Source organism: Pseudarthrobacter sulfonivorans, assembly GCF_024391045.1.
Taxonomy (GTDB): domain Bacteria; phylum Actinomycetota; class Actinomycetes; order Actinomycetales; family Micrococcaceae; genus Arthrobacter; species Arthrobacter sulfonivorans_B.
The window spans coordinates 75528-99728 of the sequence record NZ_JANFCZ010000002.1 but is presented as its reverse complement, the minus strand read 5'-3'; the positions used below and the strand labels follow the sequence as shown (position 1 = coordinate 99728).

The 24201-nt window shown below is 65.1% G+C and carries 19 protein-coding genes; 11 read left to right on the top strand and 8 right to left on the bottom strand.

The features are described from left to right. Positions 1–9 precede the first annotated feature (9 nt). The 4 genes from NQJ30_RS01745 to NQJ30_RS01730 form a co-directional block, all read right to left on the bottom strand. Positions 10–1035, bottom strand: coding sequence for a pilus assembly protein TadG-related protein (locus tag NQJ30_RS01745; RefSeq protein ID WP_255768011.1), 1026 nt, complete (start codon positions 1033–1035; stop codon positions 10–12). 47 nt (positions 1036–1082) lie between these two features. After that, positions 1083–1508, bottom strand: a complete 426-nt coding sequence (locus tag NQJ30_RS01740; RefSeq protein WP_255768010.1) for a TadE family protein — start codon at positions 1506–1508, stop codon at positions 1083–1085. A gap of 257 nt (positions 1509–1765) precedes the next feature. Continuing rightward, on the bottom strand, positions 1766–1969 hold the full coding sequence (locus NQJ30_RS01735; RefSeq protein ID WP_255768009.1) for a Flp family type IVb pilin: 204 nt from the start codon (positions 1967–1969) through the stop codon (positions 1766–1768). A 269-nt stretch (positions 1970–2238) separates the two neighbouring features. Beyond that, a complete protein-coding gene (locus NQJ30_RS01730; RefSeq protein ID WP_308215141.1) occupies positions 2239–2862 on the bottom strand; it encodes a prepilin peptidase in 624 nt (207 codons plus the stop codon). A 339-nt stretch (positions 2863–3201) separates the two neighbouring features. Here NQJ30_RS01730 and rplM point away from each other — a divergent pair, with 339 nt between their 5' ends. The 3 genes from rplM to glmM all read left to right on the top strand — a co-directional run bounded on the left by rplM (position 3202) and on the right by glmM (position 5692). Continuing rightward, positions 3202–3645 carry a 50S ribosomal protein L13 gene (gene rplM / locus NQJ30_RS01725; RefSeq protein ID WP_015937805.1) on the top strand — a complete coding sequence of 148 codons (444 nt, stop codon included), beginning with the start codon at positions 3202–3204 and terminating at the stop codon, positions 3643–3645. 38 nt (positions 3646–3683) lie between these two features. Further along, the gene (gene rpsI, locus NQJ30_RS01720; RefSeq protein WP_255768007.1) at positions 3684–4190 is read left to right on the top strand and encodes a 30S ribosomal protein S9; all 507 of its coding nucleotides are present in this window, start codon (positions 3684–3686) and stop codon (positions 4188–4190) included. 140 nt (positions 4191–4330) lie between these two features. After that, complete coding sequence (glmM, locus tag NQJ30_RS01715; RefSeq protein ID WP_255768006.1) at positions 4331–5692, top strand: phosphoglucosamine mutase; 1362 nt, start codon at positions 4331–4333, stop codon at positions 5690–5692. 66 nt (positions 5693–5758) lie between these two features. Here glmM and mscL read toward each other — a convergent pair whose 3' ends face one another. The 4 genes from mscL to coaA all read right to left on the bottom strand — a co-directional run bounded on the left by mscL (position 5759) and on the right by coaA (position 9636). Further along, positions 5759–6148, bottom strand: coding sequence for a large conductance mechanosensitive channel protein MscL (mscL, locus tag NQJ30_RS01710; RefSeq protein WP_255768005.1), 390 nt, complete (start codon positions 6146–6148; stop codon positions 5759–5761). Positions 6149–6275: 127 nt separating this feature from the next. Then, entirely contained in the window at positions 6276–7580 is a 1305-nt protein-coding gene (locus NQJ30_RS01705; protein ID WP_255768004.1) for a glycosyltransferase family 87 protein, read from the bottom strand. A gap of 212 nt (positions 7581–7792) precedes the next feature. Then, a complete protein-coding gene (locus NQJ30_RS01700) occupies positions 7793–8665 on the bottom strand; it encodes a M15 family metallopeptidase (RefSeq protein WP_255768003.1) in 873 nt (290 codons plus the stop codon). Positions 8666–8670: 5 nt separating this feature from the next. Beyond that, on the bottom strand, positions 8671–9636 hold the full coding sequence (gene coaA, locus NQJ30_RS01695; RefSeq protein WP_255768002.1) for a type I pantothenate kinase: 966 nt from the start codon (positions 9634–9636) through the stop codon (positions 8671–8673). Between the two features lie 88 nt (positions 9637–9724). Between coaA and glmS the strand changes: the two genes are divergently transcribed. From glmS to mgrA, 8 genes are all read left to right on the top strand, one after another. Then, entirely contained in the window at positions 9725–11617 is a 1893-nt protein-coding gene (gene glmS, locus NQJ30_RS01690; protein ID WP_255768001.1) for a glutamine--fructose-6-phosphate transaminase (isomerizing), read from the top strand. Between the two features lie 117 nt (positions 11618–11734). Further along, on the top strand, positions 11735–12082 hold the full coding sequence (locus NQJ30_RS01685) for a holo-ACP synthase (RefSeq protein ID WP_255768000.1): 348 nt from the start codon (positions 11735–11737) through the stop codon (positions 12080–12082). A 36-nt stretch (positions 12083–12118) separates the two neighbouring features. Further along, positions 12119–13669 (top strand): NAD(P)H-hydrate epimerase, encoded by a 1551-nt coding sequence (locus NQJ30_RS01680; protein WP_255767999.1) that lies wholly within the window; start codon positions 12119–12121, stop codon positions 13667–13669. Between the two features lie 61 nt (positions 13670–13730). After that, entirely contained in the window at positions 13731–16592 is a 2862-nt protein-coding gene (locus NQJ30_RS01675) for a hypothetical protein (RefSeq protein WP_255767998.1), read from the top strand. A 157-nt stretch (positions 16593–16749) separates the two neighbouring features. Next, entirely contained in the window at positions 16750–19008 is a 2259-nt protein-coding gene (gene glgX / locus NQJ30_RS01670; RefSeq protein WP_255767997.1) for a glycogen debranching protein GlgX, read from the top strand. Continuing rightward, positions 19005–21323, top strand: a complete 2319-nt coding sequence (treY, locus tag NQJ30_RS01665; protein WP_255767996.1) for a malto-oligosyltrehalose synthase — start codon at positions 19005–19007, stop codon at positions 21321–21323. Before glgX ends, treY begins: the two co-directional genes overlap by 4 nt. Then, complete coding sequence (treZ, locus tag NQJ30_RS01660; protein WP_255767995.1) at positions 21320–23095, top strand: malto-oligosyltrehalose trehalohydrolase; 1776 nt, start codon at positions 21320–21322, stop codon at positions 23093–23095. Before treY ends, treZ begins: the two co-directional genes overlap by 4 nt. Before the next feature lie 49 nt (positions 23096–23144). Then, the gene (gene mgrA, locus NQJ30_RS01655) at positions 23145–24182 is read left to right on the top strand and encodes an L-glyceraldehyde 3-phosphate reductase (RefSeq protein ID WP_255767994.1); all 1038 of its coding nucleotides are present in this window, start codon (positions 23145–23147) and stop codon (positions 24180–24182) included. Positions 24183–24201: the final 19 nt, after the last annotated feature.

The following is a 24201-nucleotide window of genomic DNA, read 5'->3' as shown; positions in this document are numbered from 1 at the left end:
ATGGAATATCTAGTTAGAGAGCTTCACGCCCGTAGAGCCATAAATGGTAGATCCGCCGAGTTTCGCGGCCTCATCAAGAGAAACCGTCCGGACAAATCGCCCGAATAGTCCTAGGTCGGAGTTTTTCAGTCCGAGCTTGGTGGAGAGAGCTTTGGCGCTTGCCGTCAGATACGTTTCCGGTGGATGGTTTGTGGTGCTTGTCCCACTCAGATGCCAACTGTCGATGCTCAGCTCAGCAAAGGCTTGAATGTGGAATTGACCATGCTTCCCGCGTTTGGGGTCGTTGTCATCAAAAATCGGGACAAGAATCTTGACCTCGTCAGAGGGGGTTTTGTTCTTCGCCGCGTACCAATCCAACATTGTGTTGGTACATGGAGATTCATACGATGCTCCGGGTCGAGAGTCTACCCAGGGATCGTTAATGTCAACGTGGACAGAGCATTTGGCGAGCGGGTCCACGAGCCATCCGAATCCCCCTGGCATTTCTTGCCCAGATGAATTACCTGGACATGCGTAGGGTTCGTTCTTGTCCCGGCTAGCGCTTCCATGCGCCGGGAAAAAACGGAAATCTCCGTCTTTCAGTAATGTTGAGTCAGCCTCACACTTAGAAAAGGCCATCGGCAGACTGTCGTAGGCAGAAACTCCTCCAAAGATTGCCTGGGCGGATGCCTGTATTTCAACGGAGTTTATGCCGAGCGCCCGCGCCAGGAACAGGGAGAAGTGCTCGCCACCGGCGCCAGCAGGTGTCGCCGTGGTGACGTTGGCCGTTCCTGCGTTGACGGTGGCTGAAACAACGTCACTAGAACCATCAAGGGCGTTGGCGTTAGCGTATGCCGTTGCCTTGACCTTTTGGTCTAAAGCGCAGGGAGACGTTGTCATGGCGGCTTTGGCACATGCCTGAGCGACGGCCAGTGCGGCCGCGTCGGCACCGTTCTGTAGCTGGGCCTTTTCCGAGTAAATGGCGCCGACATCTACGGCGAGGGCGCCGAATCCCAGCAGAACGACCATGAGAAGTGCCGCGAGCGGTGCAACCACGCCCCGCTCCTTACCATCCCCATCCGCCGCCCCCGAAAGTGGTTGGGCTAACCGCCGCATCGCATGGCCCCCGTAGCTGAAATGTTCATGATGTCGGGCAGAAAGGGAACCAGCGTCGGAAGACCAGTGAGGTATTTTGTCGCTGCGCTAATGGTGACAATCGAATCCTTATCCGGACCGCATGCACTGATGCTGATGTCGGTGAGTTTCAAGTTTGCGATCGGCGCTGCGTCGATGGCCTTTTGCTGTGCGTCGGCAGGCTTGTACTTGGCATCTGCGTAGTGGATCGCAGAATACCGTGCTGCTTCTCGGGCGCCTTCGGCCATCGACACCTGAATACTGAAGGCCCGACCGTACTCGACAATGCCTAGGATTAGGGCCAGAAAAATAGGAAGAATAAGTGCTAACTCGACGGCGACAGCCCCCAACTCTTTCGAATTAGATGCGCTGTGCGGCTTGACTAGACGATTCATTAAATACCGCCCTTTTTGGAGTCGTGCCGCAGCCGTCGGATATTCACGGCGAATCGCAGATCGCAAACCGCATCGAATCGGGACAATTTGTCTTTTGCTTCGGATTTGTGAGCGTCCACGACTCCTCCTGAACTCCGTTGACCTGGGCGACTTACGAATATTCGGACGTTGGAAGCCCAAAAGTGGGGACGGTGGCAGCGGAACTCGCGCCCCTGCTGCCACCGTCCCGCCCCTGAGCTTCGACGATTGTGCTGGACTTACGGGACTGCTGGGATCTTGCCGGCGACGTCGTTGAACAATGTCTGCAGGTTCGTTCCGAGAAGGGAGACGCCAGCGATGATGGCTACTGCAATCAGGGCGACCATCAGGCCGTATTCAACGGCGGTCGCGCCCTTTTCAGAAGAGAGACGATCCTTGACGCCGGCAACAAAGGCCATCATGGAGACCACAAGAGAAGTCATTGTATTTTCCTTAATTCGGTGAAATGGATTTGAATTGATTTCAACGAATTTCCAGCTCCCCCCATATTTCCTAGCGGTTGCTGGACTTCGCTAAGAAGAGATTGTCATTGCGCTGTTTCGGCAACAATGCGTAGTGGTACCCGACTTTTCTTGGGTCATTTCAATGGCGTACTCGAAACGCAATCGTGAGTACTCGCATTGGCGGTGTATGTACGCGCGCCACTACTTGGACGCGGTGGCCTAAGTGATCACTAGCGGCGTTGGGTGGCCTAGGTCAAAAGGAGCGCAACGCCGGTCGCGGCAAGAAGCATCGACGGTCCGTGGGGCACCTCAGCGGCACGTTCTGCGCGGTTTCGGCGAACCACAACGAGCGTTGCCACTCCGTTTAGGATGAATCCCAGGAGGCCGCCATACAGCAGATGGCTCCAGCCTAGGTAGCCCAAGTAAAGGCCGATGGGCGCCGCGAACTTGACGTCACCCATTCCCATGCCCGCGGGAGAAATAATCGCCAGAATCAGGTAGATAATGAAGAGAATTGCCGCGCCTGCCACTGCCCGAAGCGAGTCTGGCCACTCTGATCCGGCCGCAATCGCTACCAGGAAGCAAAAGAGTCCGCCTAGTAAGAGGGACAAAACCAGGGGATTCGGCAGCAAATGCAGCGCGATGTCGATTCTGGCGAGCTGCACACCGAGAAGTGCAAGTAGCAGGAAGGCCGGCAGTCCTGGATCGGCCCCAAACCGGAATGCAAACGCAGCGCAAAGGAGGCCAGTGACCATCGCGGTGGTCACCCGGACGCGCGGGGCGGGCACTCCGCCGACGCGGGGAAGGAGCTTCGCGATGAGCAGTTCGGTGATGGGTGAAAGAATAAGTCCCAGGATTCCGATGCTGGCCACAACTAGCGGCGCCACTGAACCGGCGTTGCCCAACGAAGTCATCGAGTCCCCCTGCACGCATCAGGCCGGCGGGCTGCGGATAGCGTCCGGCTCACCTATTTTGACCCCGGCGCCCGGTTCAAGCTAACATGGGTAGTCGTTGTGCGTGTCCTTTCTCGATGATGCGTGCCCGCTTGAGGATCCGGTTGCAGGATAACTACTCAACGAGCACATTCGAGACCTCTGGATGACTGGTTACATAGAGCCCTCACCTCTGTTCCGGTAGCGCATAGATAGTAGGTGCACATCGTTTGAGTGACACCTAAACAAGAACGCCAGAACAAGAACGAGGCAAAAACCGTGCGTACGTACACCCCGAAGCCCGGCGATATCAACCGCCAGTGGCACGTCATTGACGCCACAGACGTTGTCCTTGGTCGTCTTGCCAGCCAGACCGCAATCCTGCTGCGCGGCAAGCACAAGGCCACCTTTGCATCCCACATGGACATGGGCGACTTCGTCATCATCATCAACGCTGAAAAGGTAGCCCTGACCGGCGCCAAGCTGGAGCAGAAGCGCGCATACCGCCACTCCGGCTACCCGGGCGGCCTGACCTCCGTCAACTACGCGGAACTCTTGGAATCCAACCCGGTCCGCGCCGTTGAGAAGGCCATCAAGGGCATGCTCCCCAAGAACTCCCTCGCTGCACAGCAGCTGGGCAAGCTGAAGGTGTACCGCGGTGCAGAGCACCCCCACGCCGCCCAGCAGCCCAAGACTTTCGAAATTACCCAGGTCGCCCAGTAGTCCTGGCCACCAAACAACTTATCTATACAAGGAGAATCGTGGCTCAGAACGAAGAGACCACCGAAGCCGTTGAGGCTGAGGAAAACCTGACCAGCTACACCTCTGAAAGCGGAGCATCGGAAGCTGCTGCGCCCAAGAAGGAGCGCCCGGCCCTGACCGTTGCCGGTGCAGCTGTTGGCCGCCGCAAGGAAGCCGTTGCCCGCGTCCGCGTTGTACCGGGCTCCGGCAAGTGGACCATCAACGGCCGCGCGCTGGACAACTACTTCCCGAACAAGCTGCACCAGCAGGACGTCAACGAGCCCTTCAAGATCCTTGATCTCGAAGGCGCCTACGACGTCATCGCCCGCATCCACGGCGGCGGCATCTCCGGCCAGGCCGGCGCCCTGCGCCTCGGCATCGCCCGTTCGCTGAACGAGATCGACGTCGAGAACAACCGCGCCACCCTGAAGAAGGCCGGTTACCTGCGCCGCGACGCTCGCATCATCGAGCGTAAGAAGGCTGGTCTCAAGAAGGCCCGCAAGGCTCAGCAGTACTCCAAGCGCTAAATCTGCTTGCTCAGAAGCCCGCTCCGCCGTTTGGCGGGGCGGGCTTCTGCCGTTAACGTTCCGTCTTTCTAGGGCAAGCTGGCACGTCGCTGACCAGTCGTTTCAAGCCCTCCAGCACTGATCCCCTAGACTTGACCCCGATGTCTAGATTATTTGGAACAGATGGAGTCCGGGGCCTGGCGAACGGCCTGTTGACGGCGGAGCTCGCCATGCAGCTCGCCCAAGCTGCGGCCGTGGTGCTCGGGCACGACCGCAACACCAGCGGCACCCGGCCCCGCGCCGTGGTGGCACGCGACCCCCGCGCCAGCGGCGAGTTCATCGCCGCGGCCGTTGAGGCCGGGCTCTCCAGCTCCGGCATTGACGTCTACGACGCCGGCGTCCTCCCGACCCCTGCCGCGGCCTACCTCGTGGCCGATCTCGACGCCGACTTCGGCGTGATGATCTCCGCGTCGCACAACCCGGCGCCGGACAACGGCATCAAGTTCTTCGCCCGCGGTGGCCAGAAGCTCCCCGATGAGGTTGAAGACGCCATCGAGGAACAGATGAGTAAGGAGCCGACCCGTCCCGTCGGCGCCGACGTGGGGCGCATCCAGCGCTTCTCAGACGCCGAGGACCGCTACGTCGTCCATCTCCTGGGCACCCTGCCGCACCGCCTCGACGGCCTCAAGGTGGTGCTGGACTGCGCCCACGGCGCCGCCAGCGGCTGCTCACCCCAGGTCTTCAAGGACGCCGGGGCCGATGTCATCGTCATCGGCGCGGACCCGGACGGCCACAACATCAACGACGGTGTCGGCTCCACCCACCTGGGCCAGCTCAAGGCTGCGGTGGTGGAGCGCGGCGCAGACCTTGGTATCGCCCACGACGGCGACGCCGACCGCTGCCTCGCCGTGGACCACGAAGGCAACGACGTGGACGGCGACCAGATCATGGCGATCCTGGCCGTTGCCCTCAAGGCCTCGGGCAAGCTAGTGGACGACGTCCTGGTCGCCACCGTCATGAGCAACCTCGGTCTCAAAATCGCGCTTCGCGACGCCGGCATTAGCATCCGCGAAACGGCGGTGGGGGACCGGTATGTGCTCGAAAGCATGCGCGACGGCGGCTACAACCTCGGCGGTGAACAGTCCGGACACGTCATCTTCTCCGACTACGCCACCACCGGCGACGGCGTCCTCACGGGCCTGCAGCTGGCCGCACAGATCGCACTGACCGGGAAACCGCTCAAGGAGCTGGCCGCAGTGATGACCAAGCTCCCGCAGGTCCTCATCAACGTCAAGGGCGTTGACCGCAGCCGAGTGGGCAGCTCCGAGGTCCTGCAGCAAGCCGTGGCCGTGGCTGAAGCCGGACTCGGGGACACCGGACGCGTCCTGCTCCGCCCATCCGGCACGGAACCCGTTGTCCGCGTCATGGTGGAGGCCGGGGACGAAGCCACTGCCCAGTCCATCGCCGAGCGCCTCGCCCAGGTGGTCCGCACGGAACTCGCGCTCGAGCTCGTCACCGAGTAAACACGTCTTAAACAGCTGTGGCCCGCCTCCGTCAGGAAACGGGCCACAGCTGTTAGGTGGCGGAAGCTACAGGGTCCGTTCGCGAAGCGAGTCGCGGATTTCGGTGAGCAGGGCGATCTGCGGGTCTTCCGCTGATTCTTCCTTGACGTTGGGGTCGATGCCGAGCCGGCGGTTGCGGCGTTCGATCATGTGGTTCATCGGGACGATGACAATGAAGTAGATAGCGGCGGCGATCAGCAGGAACGAAATGATGGAGGAGATGACCCGCCCATACAGGAAGCCCTGCCACTGCATCTCCTCGATGCCTTTCGCCTGGAAGAGAAGGCCGATCAGCGGTGTGAGCAGGCCCTCGACAATTGAGGTCACGACGGCGCCGAAAGCGGCACCCATCACGACGGCGACGGCAAGGTCTACGACGTTGCCCTTCATGATGAAATTCTTGAATCCTGTCAACATAAAAACCAAGCTAGCGCACTAAAACGATGCGGCACATGACGGGAAAGTAAATTCTTCGCCCGTGTCGGGAACTATGTACTTTGTGCATTCGTTGGGGCGTGTCCAGCGATTCACTTTGATGTCCTATTTAGTGGTTACCGGAGACGCTGTGTTGGCCTGGTCCGCTCGCGGGTATCCCTTCGGCGACGAGCGCCGTTCCGGTTGCTTTTCCGGGATCGTGAGGCTGCAGCGTACGGAGCGATTCAAGCCAGATAACGGTGAGTGGGATGGCCGACCATGGGGCATCGATCAGTCCCATTGGCCATGACAGTGGGGCTGCTGCAACGTGCAATACAGGAACCGCCCAGAGTAATCCAAAAGCAGCGACCGTTGACACGCGGATTCGTCGGGACGGCCGTCGCTCAAGGAGGAAGACAATAATCGGGATGAAGAGCACGGCATCGTAAGTCGCCAGATGAGGTGAAAAAATGGCAGTTGTTGCCAACGTTGCTATCCACACTGCGTTCGTATCCAACAGTTGTTTGCTAGCTCTATGAAGCCGGAATAGCAGGACACCCGCTCCGACGGGCAGCGATATTGACATCAACGTGGAAGCTACCCAGCCGCCGAGGTACTCGGGAATGAGGCCTTGAATGAGCGATGGAAGACCAACCATCTTCCAAGACTGTCCCTGTTGAACTTCCTCCATATAGAGCGGGCTGGAAAGTGCAGACACCCATCGGAAAATACCATCGACTCCTATCAGTCCTACTTGGATTCCCAGGAGCAGGCCACAGACAGCGACAAATGAAGTCAGCGCGCGAAAGTTTCTCGTGGCGAGAAGGACGAGGGGAACCAGCACCACCAGTTGCGGTTTCGCGATACCCAACGCAAGAACTACGCCTGCCCAAACATTGTGCTGGCCGTTCAACAATTGAATCCCTGCCAGCCAAACTGCCAGGATGAACGCAGAATCCTGCCCGCCGCCCAGGAGTTCGAAGACGGGAGGTGAGGCTAAAACCGCTATCACCACAACAGTGCGCTTCCGCAGCATCAGTCCTGGTGCTAAGGACTTCAAGCTCAGAGTGCAGCACACGAGCAGGGAAGCGCTCACTATCAGCCACAAAATACCGCTTAGGTTATAAGGCAGCATCCCCAGAGGCGCATACAGGGCGGCCACGATCGGAGGGGAGACGAACCACGACAATGCGGTCACTGCCCCGAGCTCGCGCTGCTCAAACGCAAATTGCCGTTCGGGATCGTATAGATTGCTCGGATCGGCGAACAGTAGGCCGCCGCCTGTCCAGTGAGCGAGGTAGTCAGGCAAAAATGCCCCTTGCACTGTCGGATCGGCTATTCGCGATAGAGAGGTTATCGCCACACCAAGCACAGTCGCCACCGCGAAAACGATTGGATAAATTCGTAGCCGCTCTTCGGTAATGAGACTGTCCACTCGCACAGCAATCCGCGTCGACCCATGTCGCATCAATTTGACGATGCGCGCTACGGCGCGCTTCCGACCGCTACTCCCCATGAAATGTGAGATTACATTACGCGGTGAAAGATTGGAGCTGTTTTACCGCAACTTCAGGGCAGGAAACTGGTGGTCAGAGGTCAGATGGAGCAGATCCGTCACTTCGCTCTTCCACGTTCCACGCAAGCGGTTCACGCGTACCCCGGCGCCGCTTCCACCCCGAAGTACTCCTCCACAGTGTTGATGCTGCGGGCCGACATGTCCGCGGCGGCCTCCACGCCGATGAAACGCAGGTGCCACGGCTCGTAGTAATAGCCCGTGATGGTGTGGAACATCAACGGGTACCGCACCACAAAGCCGAAGCGGTGCCCGTTCGCCTTCGCCCACACCGCGGCGGGCTGGTCCGCGAAGCACGGCTCGAAGCTGCACGCCCCGCCGCCGTCGCCGATGTCGAAGGCCCACCCCGTCTGGTGCTCCGAGTAGCCGGGCCGGGCGCTGGCCGTATCGGCATCCGCCTGGCCACGCGCCGCCACATAGCCGCCATAGGTGGCCACCTGCGTCGCGTACGAGCGGTAGCCGCTCGCCAGCGTCAACACCACCCCGTCCCGCGCCGCCGCGGCGAACATCGCTTCCGCGGCAGCCGCCGTAGTGCTGTTCAGGAGGGCCGCCTCGCCGGTCGCCACCACACGCACCCTGGGCTGCACCAAATCCGCCGGCGCATAGTCCGCAGGCTGCAGCGGCCGGTGCTTGTTCACCACCACCCAGCGGCTCGCCGGATCCGTCAGCGAGAACTGCCCCGGCAGGGACGCAGCGGCCGACGGCGGAACGGGAGCCTGGGCAGGCGGCTCAGCTGCCGCCGTCGTACTTTCCGCAGCGGTGGGGGTGACGTAGTCGGAGGTCACCGTTGGAGTGGGAACGGGAACAGTCGGGGACGACGACGGCGCCACCGCCACGGGTGCCTCCGGTGTGCACGCTGTCAAAACAGTCAGTCCGGCTCCCGCGGCAAGGAAGCGGGCGAAGGAGCGGCGGCTCGCTCCCGAAGAAGAGGCACAGTCCTGGCACACCTGGGTTAAACCTTCCGCAGGAGCATGCGGCGGATGGAATGGTCCGCGTCCTTGGTCAGCACCAGTTGGGCCCGGCCGCGGGTGGGGAGGACGTTCTCCTCCAGGTTGGGCTCGTTGATCCGCTTCCAGATGTCCCGCGCGGTGCTTTCCGCCTCGCTGGCGGACAACGAGGCGTAGCGGTGGAAGTACGATTCCGGCTGCGCGAAGGCCGTGCTCTGGAGCCGGCGGAACCGCTCCACGTACCACTCCTCGATATAGGAGGTCTTGGCGTCCACATAAATCGAGAAGTCGAAGAAGTCGCTCACAGCCAGGCCTTGCCTGCCGTCCTGCCGCGGCCGGGCCGGGGCCAGCACGTTCAGGCCCTCCACAATGAGCACATCCGGGCGGCGGACCACCACTTCCTTCTCCGGCACGATGTCGTACGTGACGTGGGAGTACCAGGGCGCCCGGACCTCCTCCGCACCGCCCTTGACCTCACTCACAAAACGCAGCAGCGCACGCCGGTCGTAGGACTCGGGGAAACCCTTGCGTTCCAGCAGTTGCCGCCGCTGGAGTTCAGCCAGGGGATAGAGGAAGCCGTCCGTGGTGATCAGCTCAACGTTCGGGGTGCCGGGCCAGCGCCGCAGCATCTCCCGAAGCACACGCGCAATGGTGGACTTCCCCACCGCCACGGACCCTGCCACGCCAATAACAAACGGCGTGCGCTGCGTCTTCTCACCCAGGAAGGTGGTGGTGGCCGAATGCAGCTGGCCGGCCGCCTCGACATACAGGTGCAGGAGCCGGGACAGCGGCAGGTAGACCTCGCGGATCTCCTTCATGTCCAGGGGATCGCCGAGGCCACGCAGACGGACAATGTCCTCTTCGTTAAGGGGCTGCTCCATCTGGGCGGCGAGCCGGGACCAGGTCTGCCGGTCCAGCTCAACGAACGGGGAGACACCCTCGCCGTTCGCTTCGTTGCGTTGCAAAGTCACTTTAGAGATTCTGCCCCGCCCGCGGCTGAGAGCGAAATGCGGCCCACCAAGTTTAAGTCTGATCCCGGCTGCCGATAAGCTGTACCGCATGTGTGGAATCGTGGGATATGTGGGTCATGCTGCCGGCCGAGTGAATGTTGGCCACAGTGCGTTGGATGTGGTCCTGGAAGGACTGCGCCGCCTGGAGTACCGGGGTTACGACTCCGCAGGCGTTGCCGTGGTCTCAGACGGGGCCATCGAGTCCCGGAAGAAGTCCGGCAAGCTGAGCAACCTCCGGGCCGAGCTGGAAGAGCACCCGCTGCCGGATTCCCTGACCGGTATCGGCCACACCCGCTGGGCCACGCACGGCGGACCCACGGACCAGAACGCGCACCCGCACCTGGCCGACGGCGGGAAGCTGGCCCTGATCCACAACGGCATCATCGAAAACTTCGCCGAGCTCAAGCTGGACCTGGTGGACAAGGGCTACAAGTTCGCGTCCGAGACGGACACCGAGGTCGCGGCCGTGCTCCTCGGCGACATCTTCCGCAACCAGCTGAACGGTGACAGCGCCGACGGCGGCCTCGCCAAGGCCATGCAGCTCGCCTGCCAGCAGCTCGAGGGTGCGTTCACCCTCCTCGCCGTCCACGCTGACCAGCCCGACGTTGTGGTGGCTGCCCGCCGCAACTCCCCGCTGGTGGTTGGCCTGGGCAAGGGCGAGAACTTCCTGGGCTCGGACGTCTCCGGGTTCATTGACTACACCCGCCGCGCCGTGGAGCTGGGACAGGACCAGATTGTCACCATCACCGCCGACTCCGTGGACATCACCGACTTCTTCGGCGCCCCGGCCCACGGCAAGGAATACCACGTTGACTGGGATCCGGAAGCGGCCACCAAGGGCGGCTTCAGCTCCTTCATGGAGAAGGAAATCAACGATCAGCCCGACGCTGTCCGCCAGACGCTGCTGGGCCGCTCGGACCTGAACGGAAACCTGACGCTGGATGAGCTCCGCATCGATCCGGAGGAGCTCAAGAAGGTCAACAAGATCATTGTGCTGGCCTGCGGTACCGCCGCCTACGCCGGGACTGTGGCGAAGTACGCCATCGAGAACTGGTGCCGGATCCCCACCGAGGTGGAGCTCGCCCACGAGTTCCGCTACCGCGATCCGATCCTGGACGAGAACACCCTGGTGGTCTCCATCAGCCAGTCCGGTGAAACCATGGACACCCTGATGGCGGTCCGGTATGCCCGGGAGCAGGGCGCCAAGGCCATCTCCATCTGCAACACCAACGGGTCCACCATTCCCCGTGAATCCGACGCGGTGCTGTACACCCACGCCGGCCCGGAAATCGCCGTTGCCTCCACGAAGGCGTTCCTGGCCCAGATCACCGCCGCCTACCTGCTGGGCCTGTACCTGGCGCAGCTGCGCGGAAACATGTTCTCCGGTCAGATCAAGGACGTCCTGGCGGACCTGGGCAAGATCCCGGACAAGATCCAGACCATCCTGGACGGCGCCGGCCCCCTCCGCGAGCTGGCCCGCAGCATGGCCAACGAGCAGTCCGTCCTGTTCCTGGGCCGGCACGTGGGTTACCCCGTGGCCCTGGAAGGCGCGCTGAAGCTCAAGGAAATCGCGTACATCCACGCCGAGGGTTTCGCCGCCGGCGAGCTCAAGCACGGCCCCATCGCGCTGGTCGAGGAAGGCAAGCCGGTGTTCGTGGTGGTCCCGTCCCCGCGCGGCCGCGACTCGCTGCACGCCAAGGTGGTCTCCAACATCCAGGAAGTCCGCGCCCGCGGCGCCCGCACCCTGGTGATCGCCGAGGAAGGCGACGAAGCCGTGAAGGCCTACGCCGAATACGTCTTCTACGTCCCGGAAACGCCCACGCTGCTGATGCCGCTGCTGACCACCGTCCCGCTGCAGATCTTCGCCGCCGAACTCGCCGCGGCCAAGGGCTACGACGTGGACCAGCCGCGCAACCTCGCCAAGAGCGTCACCGTAGAGTAACCGCAGGCTGACCGGCCCGCGCCGGTTGCTGCCGCGAACGAAAGCCCCGCCCCTCACAAAGGGACGGGGCTTCCGTCATATGGCCCGCCGCCGTCCGGGGTCACCTAGAGTAGAGCCATGATTGTTGGCATTGGGGTAGACGTTGTAGACATCGAGCGGTTCGGCCGCCAGCTTGAACGGACGCCGGGGCTCCGCGACCGCCTGTTCGTCCCGGCGGAACGCGAGCTGAACACCCGGTCCCTGGCGGCGCGGTTCGCGGCCAAGGAAGCCGTGGCCAAGGTGCTCGGCGCACCTGCCGGCATGAACTGGCAGGACTGCTGGATCGGCCTGGACCAGCACGGCCCCACCATCCAGGTGAAGGACACCGTCATGGCCGTGGCCGAGTCCAAGGGCGTCAAGCGCTGGCACGTGTCCATCAGCCACGACGGCGGAATCGCCACCGCCACGGTCATCGCCGAAGGCTAAGCGACCCGCCGCCGGGACGCCCAGGAACCTGACACCATGATCAGCGCCTACACCGGAACCCAGATCAGGGCAGCCGAAGAGCCGCTCCTGGCCACCGGGATGGGCTCCGTCCTGATGCAGCGCGCCTCCCACGGGCTCGCCAGCGCCATCGTGCACGAACTGCGGGCCCGCGGCCGGCGGCTCTACGGCACCAGCGTGGCCGTCCTCGCCGGGAAGGGCAACAACGGGGGAGACGGCCTCTTCGCGGCCTCCTTCCTGGCCGCACGGGGAATGCGTACGACGGCGGTCCTCACCGGCGGTGCGGCGCACCCCGAGGCCCTGGCTGCTTTCGAACGCGCCGGCGGCAGGGTGCATCTGCTCACCGACGCCAATGCCGGCGAGCTCGCCGCACACGCGGCGAGTGTCGACGTCGTGATTGACGCGGTCCTGGGGACGGGTGCCCAAGGCGGGCTGCGGGGTGCTGCCGCCGCCCTGGTGGCCGCATTCTCCGACGTTCCGCGGGGGCCGGGCCGGCTCGTGGTGGCCTGCGACATCCCCAGCGGCGTGGACGCCGATACCGGTGAAGCCCACGCGCCCGTGCTCTCCGCCGACCTGACCGTGACCTTCGGCGGCGCCAAAGCGGGTCTGCTCGCCGACCCAGGCGCCGACCACACCGGCCGCGTCCACGTGGTCCCCATCGGCATCGAAGAGCACCTTCCGTGGCCCGCCCTGCGCCGCCTCGAACCGGAGGACCTCGCCCGGCTGCTGCCCCGGCCGGGGAGGCGTGCCCACAAATACACCCGCGGGGTGCTGGGCGTCGTCGCCGGATCCGACGACTATCCCGGCGCCGCCGTGCTGGCCTGCCGCGGGGCGCTGGCCGCCGGCGCCGGCATGGTCCGCTACCTCGGCCCGCCCGCGGTGGCAGACCTGGTGCGCCAGTCCTGCCCTGAGGTAGTCTGCAGCACCGGCAGCGTGGCGGACACCCGCGTGCAGGCCTGGCTGGTGGGTTCCGGCATGGGACCCGGCGACTCGGAGCAGCTGCAGCGGGCCTACGACGCCGTCGAATCCGGCCTGCCGGTGATCGCCGACGCCGGCGTGCTGCCGGCCCTTCCCGAGGTCATGGCGCCGCAGGTGGTGCTGACCCCGCACGCTGGCGAGCTGGCGTCGCTCCTGGACCGGCTCGGCGTGGACTCCGAACGCTCCGCGGTGGAGGCGCACACCCTGGGCGCCGTCCGGCAGGCGGCCGTCCTCACCGAGGCCACCGTCCTGCTCAAGGGCGCCACCACCCTGGTCGCCTCGCCCTTCCAGGACTTCTACAGCCAGGCCGACGGCACGCCGTGGCTCGCCACCGCCGGGAGCGGCGACGTCCTGGCCGGGATCATCGGTGCGCTGCTCGCCCAGGTGGGGGCCGACGTCGGGCGCTTCCGGAACGCGGGCATCGATCCGGACGAGCGGTGGGCGGCGATCGCGGCGCTGGGTGCCAGCCTCCACGGCCTCGCGGGGACCGCCGCGGCCGGCGGCGGGCCGCTGACCGCCGGGCGGATTGCCGACGCCGTGCCCTCGGTTTGGGGACGGCTCGCGGACCGAGCTGACCTGTGGACCCGCTGATTCCCCCGGCGTAACATGTGGCTACCAGCCGCTGCTGGCCGCCGAATGTGGGGGAGACGCCGTGGTCGAATCATCAGCGCAGAACGTGGTGAGCGGGGCACCGCGGGCGGGCGGTCCCCGAGTGCTGGAACTCCGCATCCACGGCATCAAAAACACCGCGCCGTACGATCTCATCGGCTGCAAACCCGACCAGATTCAGCCCGTTGGCGACGCCGATGCACTCAGCGGCTTCTGGACGGAAACGAATCCACCGGCCGGCTCGCCCACCCGGGTGGAGGCCTATAGCTGGGGCAACCTGGCCCGAAGTTCGCCGTCGTCATCATTTTTGAAGGGCATGGGACGCGTCGTCGGACAAGCCTTCTGGTTCCTCGTGGTCCCCTTCGCCCTTGCCAACGCCGCCTACTGGGCCCGGAAACTCCCGGCACCGGGCACGGGCAGCCGCCCCCTGGCAGCCGGGCCCGGCGCCGGCACGGTCAGGCTCTTCGCGCTACTGCTCAGCCTCGTATTCACCACCACCTTCTGCGCCGTGGCGTTTGGTCTGTTCGCCGTGGAATGCTTCCCTCCGACCGGGACCGGCCAGCCAACCGCCATGTGCAAACAGCTGCCCGAAGCCTTGGATTTCATGACCGGCTGGCCCCGGGGCCGGCGCCTGGCCCTGGCCGCCGTGATACCGGTGGCCGCCATCCTTGCCGTGTTCGTCACGGCCAGGCTCGCCACCGTGCGGAACCTTGCGCCGGTCCGCGTCAGCTGGAACGAGGAGACGCCTGAAGGGGCCGCCGAGGGGTCTGAAGGCCGTCCCTTCCTTGCCTCACCCGGGCTGTGGACCCGGCCCCATGTGTCCACCGTGACCGGAAAGGCCCACATCGCCGCCTGCCTAGCCTTGATCTGCATTCTGCTGCTATCCGACAGCATTGGATCCCTCTGGCGGCACGACTGCCAGGCCGCGCGTCAGATGCTTTCCGCCGACTGTGTCCGCGATCTGGGGACGGCGATCGGCCGGGACGGCTTTGCGGCATTGTTGCTGGCCCTGGCGGTGGTGGTCCTGCTGGCGGCCATGGTCACGGTGGCGTTCAGGTCCCCGGAGGTCCGCGCGCCCGAGGACGATGCCGCCGGCGTTAGGCGGTCCAATGTCCTGTGGACGGCCGGGGCAGGCCTGGTGCTTCTGACAGCCGGCCAGTTGGTCATCTTTCCCACACCTGACGTGGTTCCGAGCCTGCCGTTCGCCGGGACCTCGGTGGCCTCCCTTCTTTTGCTGACGGCGCTGGTGGTCCTGGCCGTGGCAGGCCTGTTCATGCGCAGCGGGCGCGGCTTCCAGCTCGCTACCGCCGGAGCCTCGGTCAGCTCTGCGGTGCTGATCCTGTGGGCAGCCGGCCTGTGGGACGACTGGGTGCTCGCGGTCCCGGTCGGCATCACGGGTCTCTTCATCGCTTGCTACGTCGGCGTGCTTCGACGTGAGGGCGCCGCCGATGAAGGCTGGCGCGGACAGGGGCCCGGCGTCTTTATGTTCGCCGCGATCCTCACGGCCCACTTTCTGTCCAGCGCGCTGGTCCTGGGACTGCGGAAACTCCTGGAGTTGCCCATGGACAAGGAACTCCCCGCCCGGACGGAGGAACTGTGGCGGGGCGCCGGCGGGTCCGCAGTTAATCTTTCTGATGTCCTGGACGTTCCTGCCGTCTACGCGCTGACGGGTGGGCTGCTGCTCGTTGGCATTGCGCTGGCCGTGGCGGGGTTCGTGCCCGCCTGCTCCTGGCTGATCCGCGACCGCGGCCTCACGCCCATGCAGCCACCCCCACACGCCGGAACCGGACCGCTGCCTGCACAGCCGCCGTCGTACTTCAGCGACATCGACGTGGACCCCCGCTCAGGGGCGGCGGACCCCGGCGACGAACGTCGGAACCTGACCTACCGCCGTCGCCGGCTCTCGGCGCTGACGCAGCGCGGCGAGGCGGCGTTCGGACTTCTCACCCTGCTGATCTGGGCTGCCGCGGTCCTGGCGATCGCCGCCAGCGCCCTCCGGAACGGCACCGACGCCACGGGCTACCGCGCGCTGTTAGGAGGCCCCGTGGAGGTCATCCAGAAGGATTTTGCCGGCTGGGGCATCGTCCTGGCAGCCACCGTGATCCTCGCCTTTATGGTGCTGAACGCGGCCACGTCCAAGGAAGAACGGCCCCTTGCCATCCTCTGGGACGTGATGTGCTTCCTGCCCAACGCCGCCCATCCGTTCGGTGCCCCCAGCTACTCCAACCGCGTGGTCCCTGAACTTGCGCGGCGCATCAACGACTGGCTGGAAGCGCCGGCGCCGGTGTCGGCTTCGGTGTCCTGGAATTCGGGGCAGGAAGAGGCTGCCGGCGCCTCCCGGCCGAGCCATACCGTCCTGGTGTCCGCGCACAGCCTTGGCGCCGTGGTGGCGATCGCCGCCCTGTTCCATCTCAAGGCGTGCCGGCCGGACCTGGATTTCAAGCGCATCCGGCTCCTCACCTACGGCGTGCAGCTGCGCCCTTATTTCGGCCGGTTCTTCCCGGAGTTGTTCGGTCCTGCCGTGCTGGGCACCTGGCCCACCCAGGGACCGGGGCTCTTCTCCGCTGACCCCTGGAAGGCGGCGCGGGAGGCTGAGGCTGCCGCGCGGGGCTCGCGCGGTCTGGGTGGTTCGGAGGGGCTGACCCTAGTGACACTCCTGCAGGGCGGGCAGCCGGCCACCTCCCCGGTGTGGCGCAACATCTGGCGCCGGTCCGACTTCCTGGGATTTCCTGCCTGCGCCCACACTCAACAGGGCAATGACCTTGACGTTTACGCCGTGGAGACGGAGCCCAAGCATTCCCAATTTGTGGTGGCCACCCACGGAAATTACCCTGCGACCACTACCTACGCCAAGGTCCGCGGGGAAATGCTGACGGAGTGGTTTGACGGCGGATTGCTGCCATAGCAGAGGTGTGCGGTAAAGTCAGCCTGCTTAGTAAGCGCGGGGGTCAGAAACGTAATAGTCACACCCACCCGCTACCGTAGGCATAGGTTCTGCACCGGCTGGGTGGCGCGGCGATCAGTTCGCCCGCCCCGATGTCGAACAACAATGAGGAGCACGCATGGAAATCTGGCCCGGAACGGCTTATCCGCTTGGCGCCACTTTTGACGGTACTGGCACAAACTTCGCGCTGTTCAGCGAACGCGCCGAAAAGGTGGAGCTGTGCCTGTTCGACGACGACGGCGTCGAAACGCGATTCCCGCTCGATGAAGTGGATGGCTACGTGTGGCACGGCTACATCCCGCAGGTTCAGCCCGGCCAGAAGTACGGCTACCGCGTCCACGGCCCGTACGACCCTGCCTCCGGGAACCGGTTCAACCCGAACAAGCTGCTCCTGGACCCGTACGCCAAGGCCGTCCACGGCCAGATCGACTGGGATCCCGCACTGTTTACCTACAACCTGGGCGAAGAGCCGGACACCATCAACAACGATGACTCGGCGCCGCACATGATGATGGGTGTGGTCATCAACCCGTTCTTCGATTGGGACGGTGACCGGAACCTGCGGGTGCCGTATCACAAGTCGGTCATTTACGAGGCCCATGTCAAGGGCCTCACGCAGCTGCACCCCGAGATCCCCGAGGAGCAGCGCGGCACCTACGCCGGCGTGGCGCACCCGTCCGTGATCTCGCACCTCCAGAAGCTGGGCGTCACTGCCATCGAACTGATGCCCGTGCACCAGTTCGTCAATGACGGGACGCTGCAGGACAAAGGCCTGAACAACTACTGGGGCTACAACACCATCGGCTTCTTCGCCCCGCAGAACACGTACAGCTCCACCGGCGATACCGGCCAACAGGTCCAGGACTTCAAGGCCATGGTCCGCACGCTGCACCAGGCCGGCATCGAAGTGATCCTGGACGTGGTGTATAACCACACCGCCGAAGGCAACCACCTGGGCCCTACCCTGTCCTTCAAGGGCATCGACAACCAGTCCTATTACCGCCTGATGGAGGGCGACGAGCAGCACTACATGGACTACACGGGCACGGGCAACTCGCTCAACGTCCGCCAGCCCCACTCCCTGCAGCTCCTCATGGATTCGCTGCGCTACTGGGTCACCGAGATGCACGTGGACGGCTTCCGGTTCGACCTCGCCTCCACCTTGGCCCGCGAATTCTATGACGTGGACAAGCTCTCCACCTTCTTCGAACTCATTCAGCAGGACCCGGTGGTTTCGCAGGTCAAGCTGATCGCCGAGCCGTGGGACGTCGGCCCGGGCGGCTACCAGGTGGGCAACTTCCCACCGCAGTGGACGGAATGGAACGGCAAGTACCGCGACACCGTCCGGGACTTCTGGCGCGGCGAGCCCGCCACGCTCGGCGAGTTCGCCTCCCGCATCACCGGCTCCGCGGACCTGTACGAACATTCCGGCCGCCGCCCGGTTGCGTCCATCAACTTCGTCACCGCGCACGACGGCTTCACCCTCGCGGACCTGGTCTCCTACAACGAGAAGCACAACGACGCCAACGGCGAGGACAACAACGACGGCGAATCCCACAACCGGTCCTGGAACTGCGGCGCCGAAGGCCCCACCGACGACCCCGCGGTCCTCGGCATGCGCGCCCGCCAGCAGCGGAACTTCATCGCATCGCTGCTCCTGTCCCAGGGCGTGCCCATGCTGCTGCACGGCGACGAACTGGGCCGCACCCAGCAGGGCAACAACAACGGCTACTGCCAGGACTCTGAACTGACCTGGATCAACTGGGAAAGCATCGACCAGCCCCTCATCGAGTTCACCGCCGCCGTCAACGCACTTCGCGCCAAGCACCCCACGTTCCGCCGGAGCCGGTTCTTCGACGGACGCCCCGTGCTGCGAGGCGAAGGCGAACGGCTGCCGGACATCGTATGGCTGGACCCTTCCGGCGAGACCATGAAGCCGGAAGCCTGGGACAGTGGCTTTGGCCGTTCGGTGGGTGTGTTCCTCAACGGCGACGGCATCCAGGGTAAGGACGACCGCGGCCGCCGGATTACGGACGTGAACTTCGTCCTGTACTTCAACGCCCACGATGACATTGTGAACTTCACGCTCCCGAGCGACGAATACGCGCCGGCCTGGGACATCATCATCGACACCGCCGGCCACAACGCCGACACCCAGCCTGTGAAGGCAGGGGAGGGCCTGCCCGTGGATGCGAAGTCCTTGGTGGTGCTCCGCGCCCACACGGTCGAGGAGGCCGAACCGGATCATTCCGTCGCCGCCTCACTCGCCGCACTGTCGCAGACAGCCACCGCCGAGACCGCCGCTTTGAGCACGCCCGCCGTGCCTGAGCCCGCAAAAACGAAGAAGGTCAGCGCGCCGAAGGGTCCCGCTCAGTGAAGGCTCCGGCGTCCACCTACCGGCTCCAGATCCGCCGCGGCTTCACGCTCTTTGACGCCGCCGCAACGGTTCCCTACCTGAAGTCCCTGGGCGTCGACTGGGTCTACCTCTCGCCGATCCTGACCGCCGAGAGCGGATCCGATCACGGCTATGACGTGACGGATCCGTCGGCGGTGGATCCGGACCGGGGCGGTCCCGAAGGGCTGCTGGCGCTGTCCAAGGCGGCCCGAGCCCACGGCCTGGGCGTGCTGGTGGACATTGTCCCCAACCACGTGGGGGTGGCCTCGCCGGCGCAGAACCCCTGGTGGTGGTCGCTGCTGCGGGAGGGCCAGGGCTCGCCGTACGCGGCAGCGTTCGACGTCGACTGGGACCTGGGGGGCGGCAAGGTCCGGCTGCCGATGCTGGGCGCGGACGCGGACCTGGACAAGCTCGAAATCAAGGACGGGGAGCTCCGCTATTACGATCACCGGTTCCCGCTCGCGGCGGGCTCATATTCCGACGGTGACTCGCCGCAGGAGGTCCACGGCCGCCAGCACTACGAGCTGATGGACTGGCGCCGTGCGGACGCCGAGCTGAACTACCGGCGGTTTTTCGCCGTCACCACGCTGGCGGGTATCCGGGTGGAGGACCGCTGGGTCTTCGACCAGGCCCACGCCGAGGTGCAACGCTGGTTCTCCGAAGGCCTCGTGGACGGGCTCCGGGTGGACCATCCGGACGGCCTGGCCGATCCTGCCGGGTACTTGCGCTGGCTGAAGGAAATCAGCGGCGGCGCCTACGTCCTGGTGGAGAAGATCCTGGAGCCGGGGGAGGAGCTTCCCGGCGACTTTGCCTGCGAGGGCACCACCGGCTACGACGCCCTGGCGGACGTGGACAGGGTCCTCGTGGATCCGTCGGGCCGGCAAGTGCTCGATGAGTTGGACGCTGCCCTGCGGGGTACCGGCGCTCCGGCTGACTACGCGGAGATGATCCGCGGCACCAAACGGATGGTCGCGGACGGCATCCTGCGGTCCGAGGTGCTGCGCCTGGCCCGTCTGGTCCCCGCCTCAGCCGGGCTCGCGCTGGAGCCGGCGGCGGACGCCCTTGCCGAGATCATTGCTTCCTTCCCGGTCTACCGCACGTATCTGCCGGCGGGCGCGGAGATCCTGAAGGAAGCCTGCGGCTCGGCGTCCGAACATCGTCCCGACCTCGCAGCTGCCGTGGGCACGCTCCTGCCGCTGCTGCTGGATCCCGCCAACCCCATCGCCGTGCGCTTCCAGCAGACCTCGGGGATGGTCATGGCCAAGGGAGTGGAGGACACTGCCTTCTACCGTTACACCCGGCTGGGCACGCTGACCGAGGTGGGGGCCGAGCCCACCGAGTTCGCTGTATCGGCGGAGGAATTCCACCACCGGATGCGGCGCCGTCAGGAGGAACTGCCGCTCTCCATGACCACGCTGTCCACGCACGACACCAAGCGCAGCGAGGACGCCCGGGCCCGGATCTCGGTCATCGCCGAAGTTCCGGATGAGTGGGCGGCCACGCTGAACACCCTCCGCGGACTCGCCCCGGTGCCGGACGGACCTTTCGAGAACCTGCTGTGGCAGGCAGTCGTCGGTGCGTGGCCGGCGTCGCGGGAACGACTCCAGGGCTATGCGGAGAAGGCTGCCCGCGAGGCTGGCAACTCCACCACCTGGACCAACCCGGACGAAAAGTTTGAAGCCGCGGTCAGGGCTGCCGTGGACGCTGCGTTCGACGACGCCCGGGTCACCGAAGCGGTGGAGGGCTTCGTCGCGAAGATCGACGCGGCCGCCGCGTCCAACGCAGTGGCGGCCAAGCTCATCCAGCTGACCATGCCCGGCGTACCGGACGTGTACCAGGGGTCTGAGTTCTGGGAGCGGTCGCTGACCGACCCGGACAACCGGCGGCCGGTTGACTTTACCAGGCGGGTGGAGGAACTGGCAGCGATCGACGCCGGCACCCTCCCGGCAGCCGGGACGGAGCCCAGCAAACTGCTGGTGACCTCCCGGGCATTGCGGCTTCGCCGCGACCGGCCCGAACTCTTCCAGGGGTACCGTCCGCTGACCGCAACCGGCCCGGCAGCGCAGCATCTGCTGGCCTTCCAACGCGGCGCCTCCGGAACCATCACCCTCGCCACCCGGCTCCCCATGGGACTGGAGCGCGACGGCGGGTGGCGGGACACCGCCGTCGAACTTTCCACGGCGACGAAGGACGAACTCACCGGCGCGCGTTACCCGGCCGGAACCGTTTCGGTGTCCGCGGTCCTGGGTACCTACCCGGTGGCGTTGCTGGTACCGGCGGAGGGAGAAAACAAATGACTTTGGTGAATGCAGGATCCGAACGGTTTGATGTCTGGGCGCCGGACGCCGCCGCGGTGGTCCTGCTCGCCAACGGGCAGCACTACCCGATGAAGCAGGTGGCTGCGGCTCCCGGCGCGGAAGGCTGGTGGTCCGCGCCGGACGCCCCTGCAGATGCCGAGGTGGATTATGGCTACTTGCTCGACGGCGACACCCAGCCGCTGCCGGACCCCCGGTCGCGGCGGGTTCCGGACGGCGTCCACGCCTTGTCCCGGACCTACGACCCCGCCGCCCACGGCTGGCAGGACTCCGCATGGCCGGGGAAGGAACTGCGCGGCTCAGTCATCTATGAGCTCCACGTGGGAACCTTCACGCCCGAAGGGACCCTGGACGCGGCGGCCGGCAAGCTCGGCTACCTCGCGGACCTCGGCGTCGATTTTGTGGAGCTGCTGCCGGTCAACGGGTTCAACGGCACCCACAACTGGGGCTACGACGGCGTGCAGTGGTTCGCCGTCCACGAGCTCTACGGTGGCCCCGCGGCCTACCAGCGGTTTGTGGACGCCGCCCACGCCGCCGGCTTGGGCGTCATCCAGGACGTGGTCTACAACCATCTGGGCCCCAGCGGAAACTACCTGCCGCGGTTCGGGCCGTATCTGAAGCAGGGCGACGCCAACACCTGGGGCGACTCCGTCAACCTCGACGGCCCGGGCTCGGACGTCGTGCGTGAATACATCCTGGACAACGCGGCCCTCTGGCTCCGCGACTACCACGTGGACGGCCTGCGGCTGGACGCTGTCCATGCGTTCCGTGACGAGCGTGCCGTGCACCTGTTGGAGGATCTGGGTGCGCTGGGGGACACCATCTCGGCCGCGACCGGCCTGCCCAAGACCCTGATTGCCGAGTCGGACCTGAACGATCCCCGGCTGATCTACCCCCGCAATGCCAACGGCTACGGGCTCGCCGCTCAGTGGAGCGACGACTTCCACCACGCCGTGCACGTCAACGTCACCGGCGAGACTACCGGGTACTACGCCGATTTCGCGTCCCTCGGCGTGCTGGCCAAGGTCCTCAAGGACGGCTTCCTGCACGATGGCACCTACTCCAGCTTCCGCGGCCGCCACCACGGCCGGCCTATCAACTCCTCGCTGGTCCACCCCGCAGCACTGGTGGTATGCAGCCAGAACCACGATCAAATCGGCAACCGCGCGGTGGGGGACCGGCTGTCCCAGACGTTGAGGTACGGCCCGTTGGCCGTGACGGCCGTCCTGACGCTGACCGCGCCGTTCACGCCGATGCTGTTCATGGGCGAGGAATACGGGGCCACCACTCCCTGGCAGTTCTTCACCTCGCACCCCGAACCTGAACTGGGCAAGGCGACGGCGGAAGGCCGCATCCGCGAGTTCGAACGCATGGGGTGGGATCCCGCCGTCGTACCTGATCCGCAGGATCCCGAAACTTTCCGGCGCTCCAAGCTCAACTGGGCCGAGGCTTCGCAGGGCGACCACGCGCGCCTCCTCTCGCTGTACCGGTCGCTGACCGCACTTCGGCGCGAGCACCCGGAACTCGCCGGGCTCGGGTTCGGGGCGACAGATGTAGCGTTCGACGACGACGCCGGCTGGTTGCGTTTCCGGCGCGGGTCCGTGCAGGTGCTGGTTAACTTCTCCGCGGTTCCCGTCCGGCTGGACGCAGTGCGGGGATCCGTGCTGCTCTCCACCGATGACGCGTCGGCTGCGGATGGCGATGGATTCCGGCTGGCGGCGCACAGCGGAGCGGTTTTGGCCGACGCGGCCTAAGTTCGGGGCGCGTTCTGTTGCGTCCACCACAGATGACAGGATGGAACGTATGACTTATTCAGCCGCGGACAACCGTTATGACTCCATGCCCTACCGCCGCGTCGGACGCAGCGGCCTGAGGCTTCCGGCCATCTCGCTGGGACTCTGGCACAACTTCGGCGACGACAAGCCGTTCGAGACGCAGCGCGCCATCCTGCGCCGCGCCTTCGACCTGGGCGTCACCCACTTCGACCTCGCCAACAACTACGGCCCGCCCTACGGCAGCGCCGAGACCAACTTCGGGCGCCACTTCCAGGACGACTTCAAGCCGTACCGGGACGAACTCATCATCTCCAGCAAAGCCGGCTACGACATGTGGCCCGGGCCGTACGGCAACTGGGGGTCACGGAAATATTTGCTGGCCAGCCTGGATCAGTCGCTGGGACGCATGGGCCTGGACTACGTGGACATCTTCTACAGCCACCGCCCGGACCCGCAGACGCCCCTGGAAGAGACCATGGGTGCCCTGGACCAGGCTGTCCGCTCCGGCAAGGCACTCTATGCCGGGATCTCCTCCTACACCCCGGAACAGACCCTCGAAGCGGCCCGGATCCTGAAGGACCTGGGCACGCCGTTGCTGATCCACCAGCCGAGCTACTCCATGCTGAACCGCTGGACCGAGAACGGATCGCCCAATCTGTACGAGGCCCTCGACCAGGCAGGCGCGGGCTCCATCGCCTTCTCGCCGCTGGCCCAGGGCATGCTCACCGACCGCTACCTGAACGGTGTGCCCGCCGATTCGCGGGCCGCGCAGCACAAGTCCCTGGACCAAGGCATGATCTCGGACGAGAACCTGGGCCGCATCCGCGGGCTCAACGCCATCGCCGGGGGCCGGGGCCAAACGCTCGCGCAGATGGCGATCGCCTGGATCCTCCGCGAGCAGGGCAAGGGCTCTTCAGTGACGTCCGCTCTGGTTGGCGCGTCCAGCGTCCGGCAGCTCGAAGACAGCCTCGCCGCCATCAAAAACCTTGAGTTCACCAACGACGAACTGCAGGCCATCGACGAATTCGCGGTGGAATCGGACATCAACCTTTGGAAGCAGAAGTAACGTAGCTGCACTTTGACGT

Bases quoted from the DNA above. Each gene is read 5' to 3' on its own strand.
- NQJ30_RS01740 (WP_255768010.1), bottom strand. From the start codon at position 1,508: ATGAATCGTCTAGTCAAGCCGCACAGCGCATCTAATTCGAAAGAGTTG.
- NQJ30_RS01735 (WP_255768009.1), bottom strand. From the start codon at position 1,969: ATGACTTCTCTTGTGGTCTCCATGATGGCCTTTGTTGCCGGCGTCAAG.
- glmM (WP_255768006.1), top strand. From the start codon at position 4,331: ATGTCTAGATTATTTGGAACAGATGGAGTCCGGGGCCTGGCGAACGGC.
- mscL (WP_255768005.1), bottom strand. From the start codon at position 6,148: ATGTTGACAGGATTCAAGAATTTCATCATGAAGGGCAACGTCGTAGAC.
- glmS (WP_255768001.1), top strand. From the start codon at position 9,725: ATGTGTGGAATCGTGGGATATGTGGGTCATGCTGCCGGCCGAGTGAAT.
- NQJ30_RS01685 (WP_255768000.1), top strand. From the start codon at position 11,735: ATGATTGTTGGCATTGGGGTAGACGTTGTAGACATCGAGCGGTTCGGC.
- NQJ30_RS01680 (WP_255767999.1), top strand. From the start codon at position 12,119: ATGATCAGCGCCTACACCGGAACCCAGATCAGGGCAGCCGAAGAGCCG.
- glgX (WP_255767997.1), top strand. From the start codon at position 16,750: ATGGAAATCTGGCCCGGAACGGCTTATCCGCTTGGCGCCACTTTTGAC.
- treZ (WP_255767995.1), top strand. From the start codon at position 21,320: ATGACTTTGGTGAATGCAGGATCCGAACGGTTTGATGTCTGGGCGCCG.
- mgrA (WP_255767994.1), top strand. From the start codon at position 23,145: ATGACTTATTCAGCCGCGGACAACCGTTATGACTCCATGCCCTACCGC.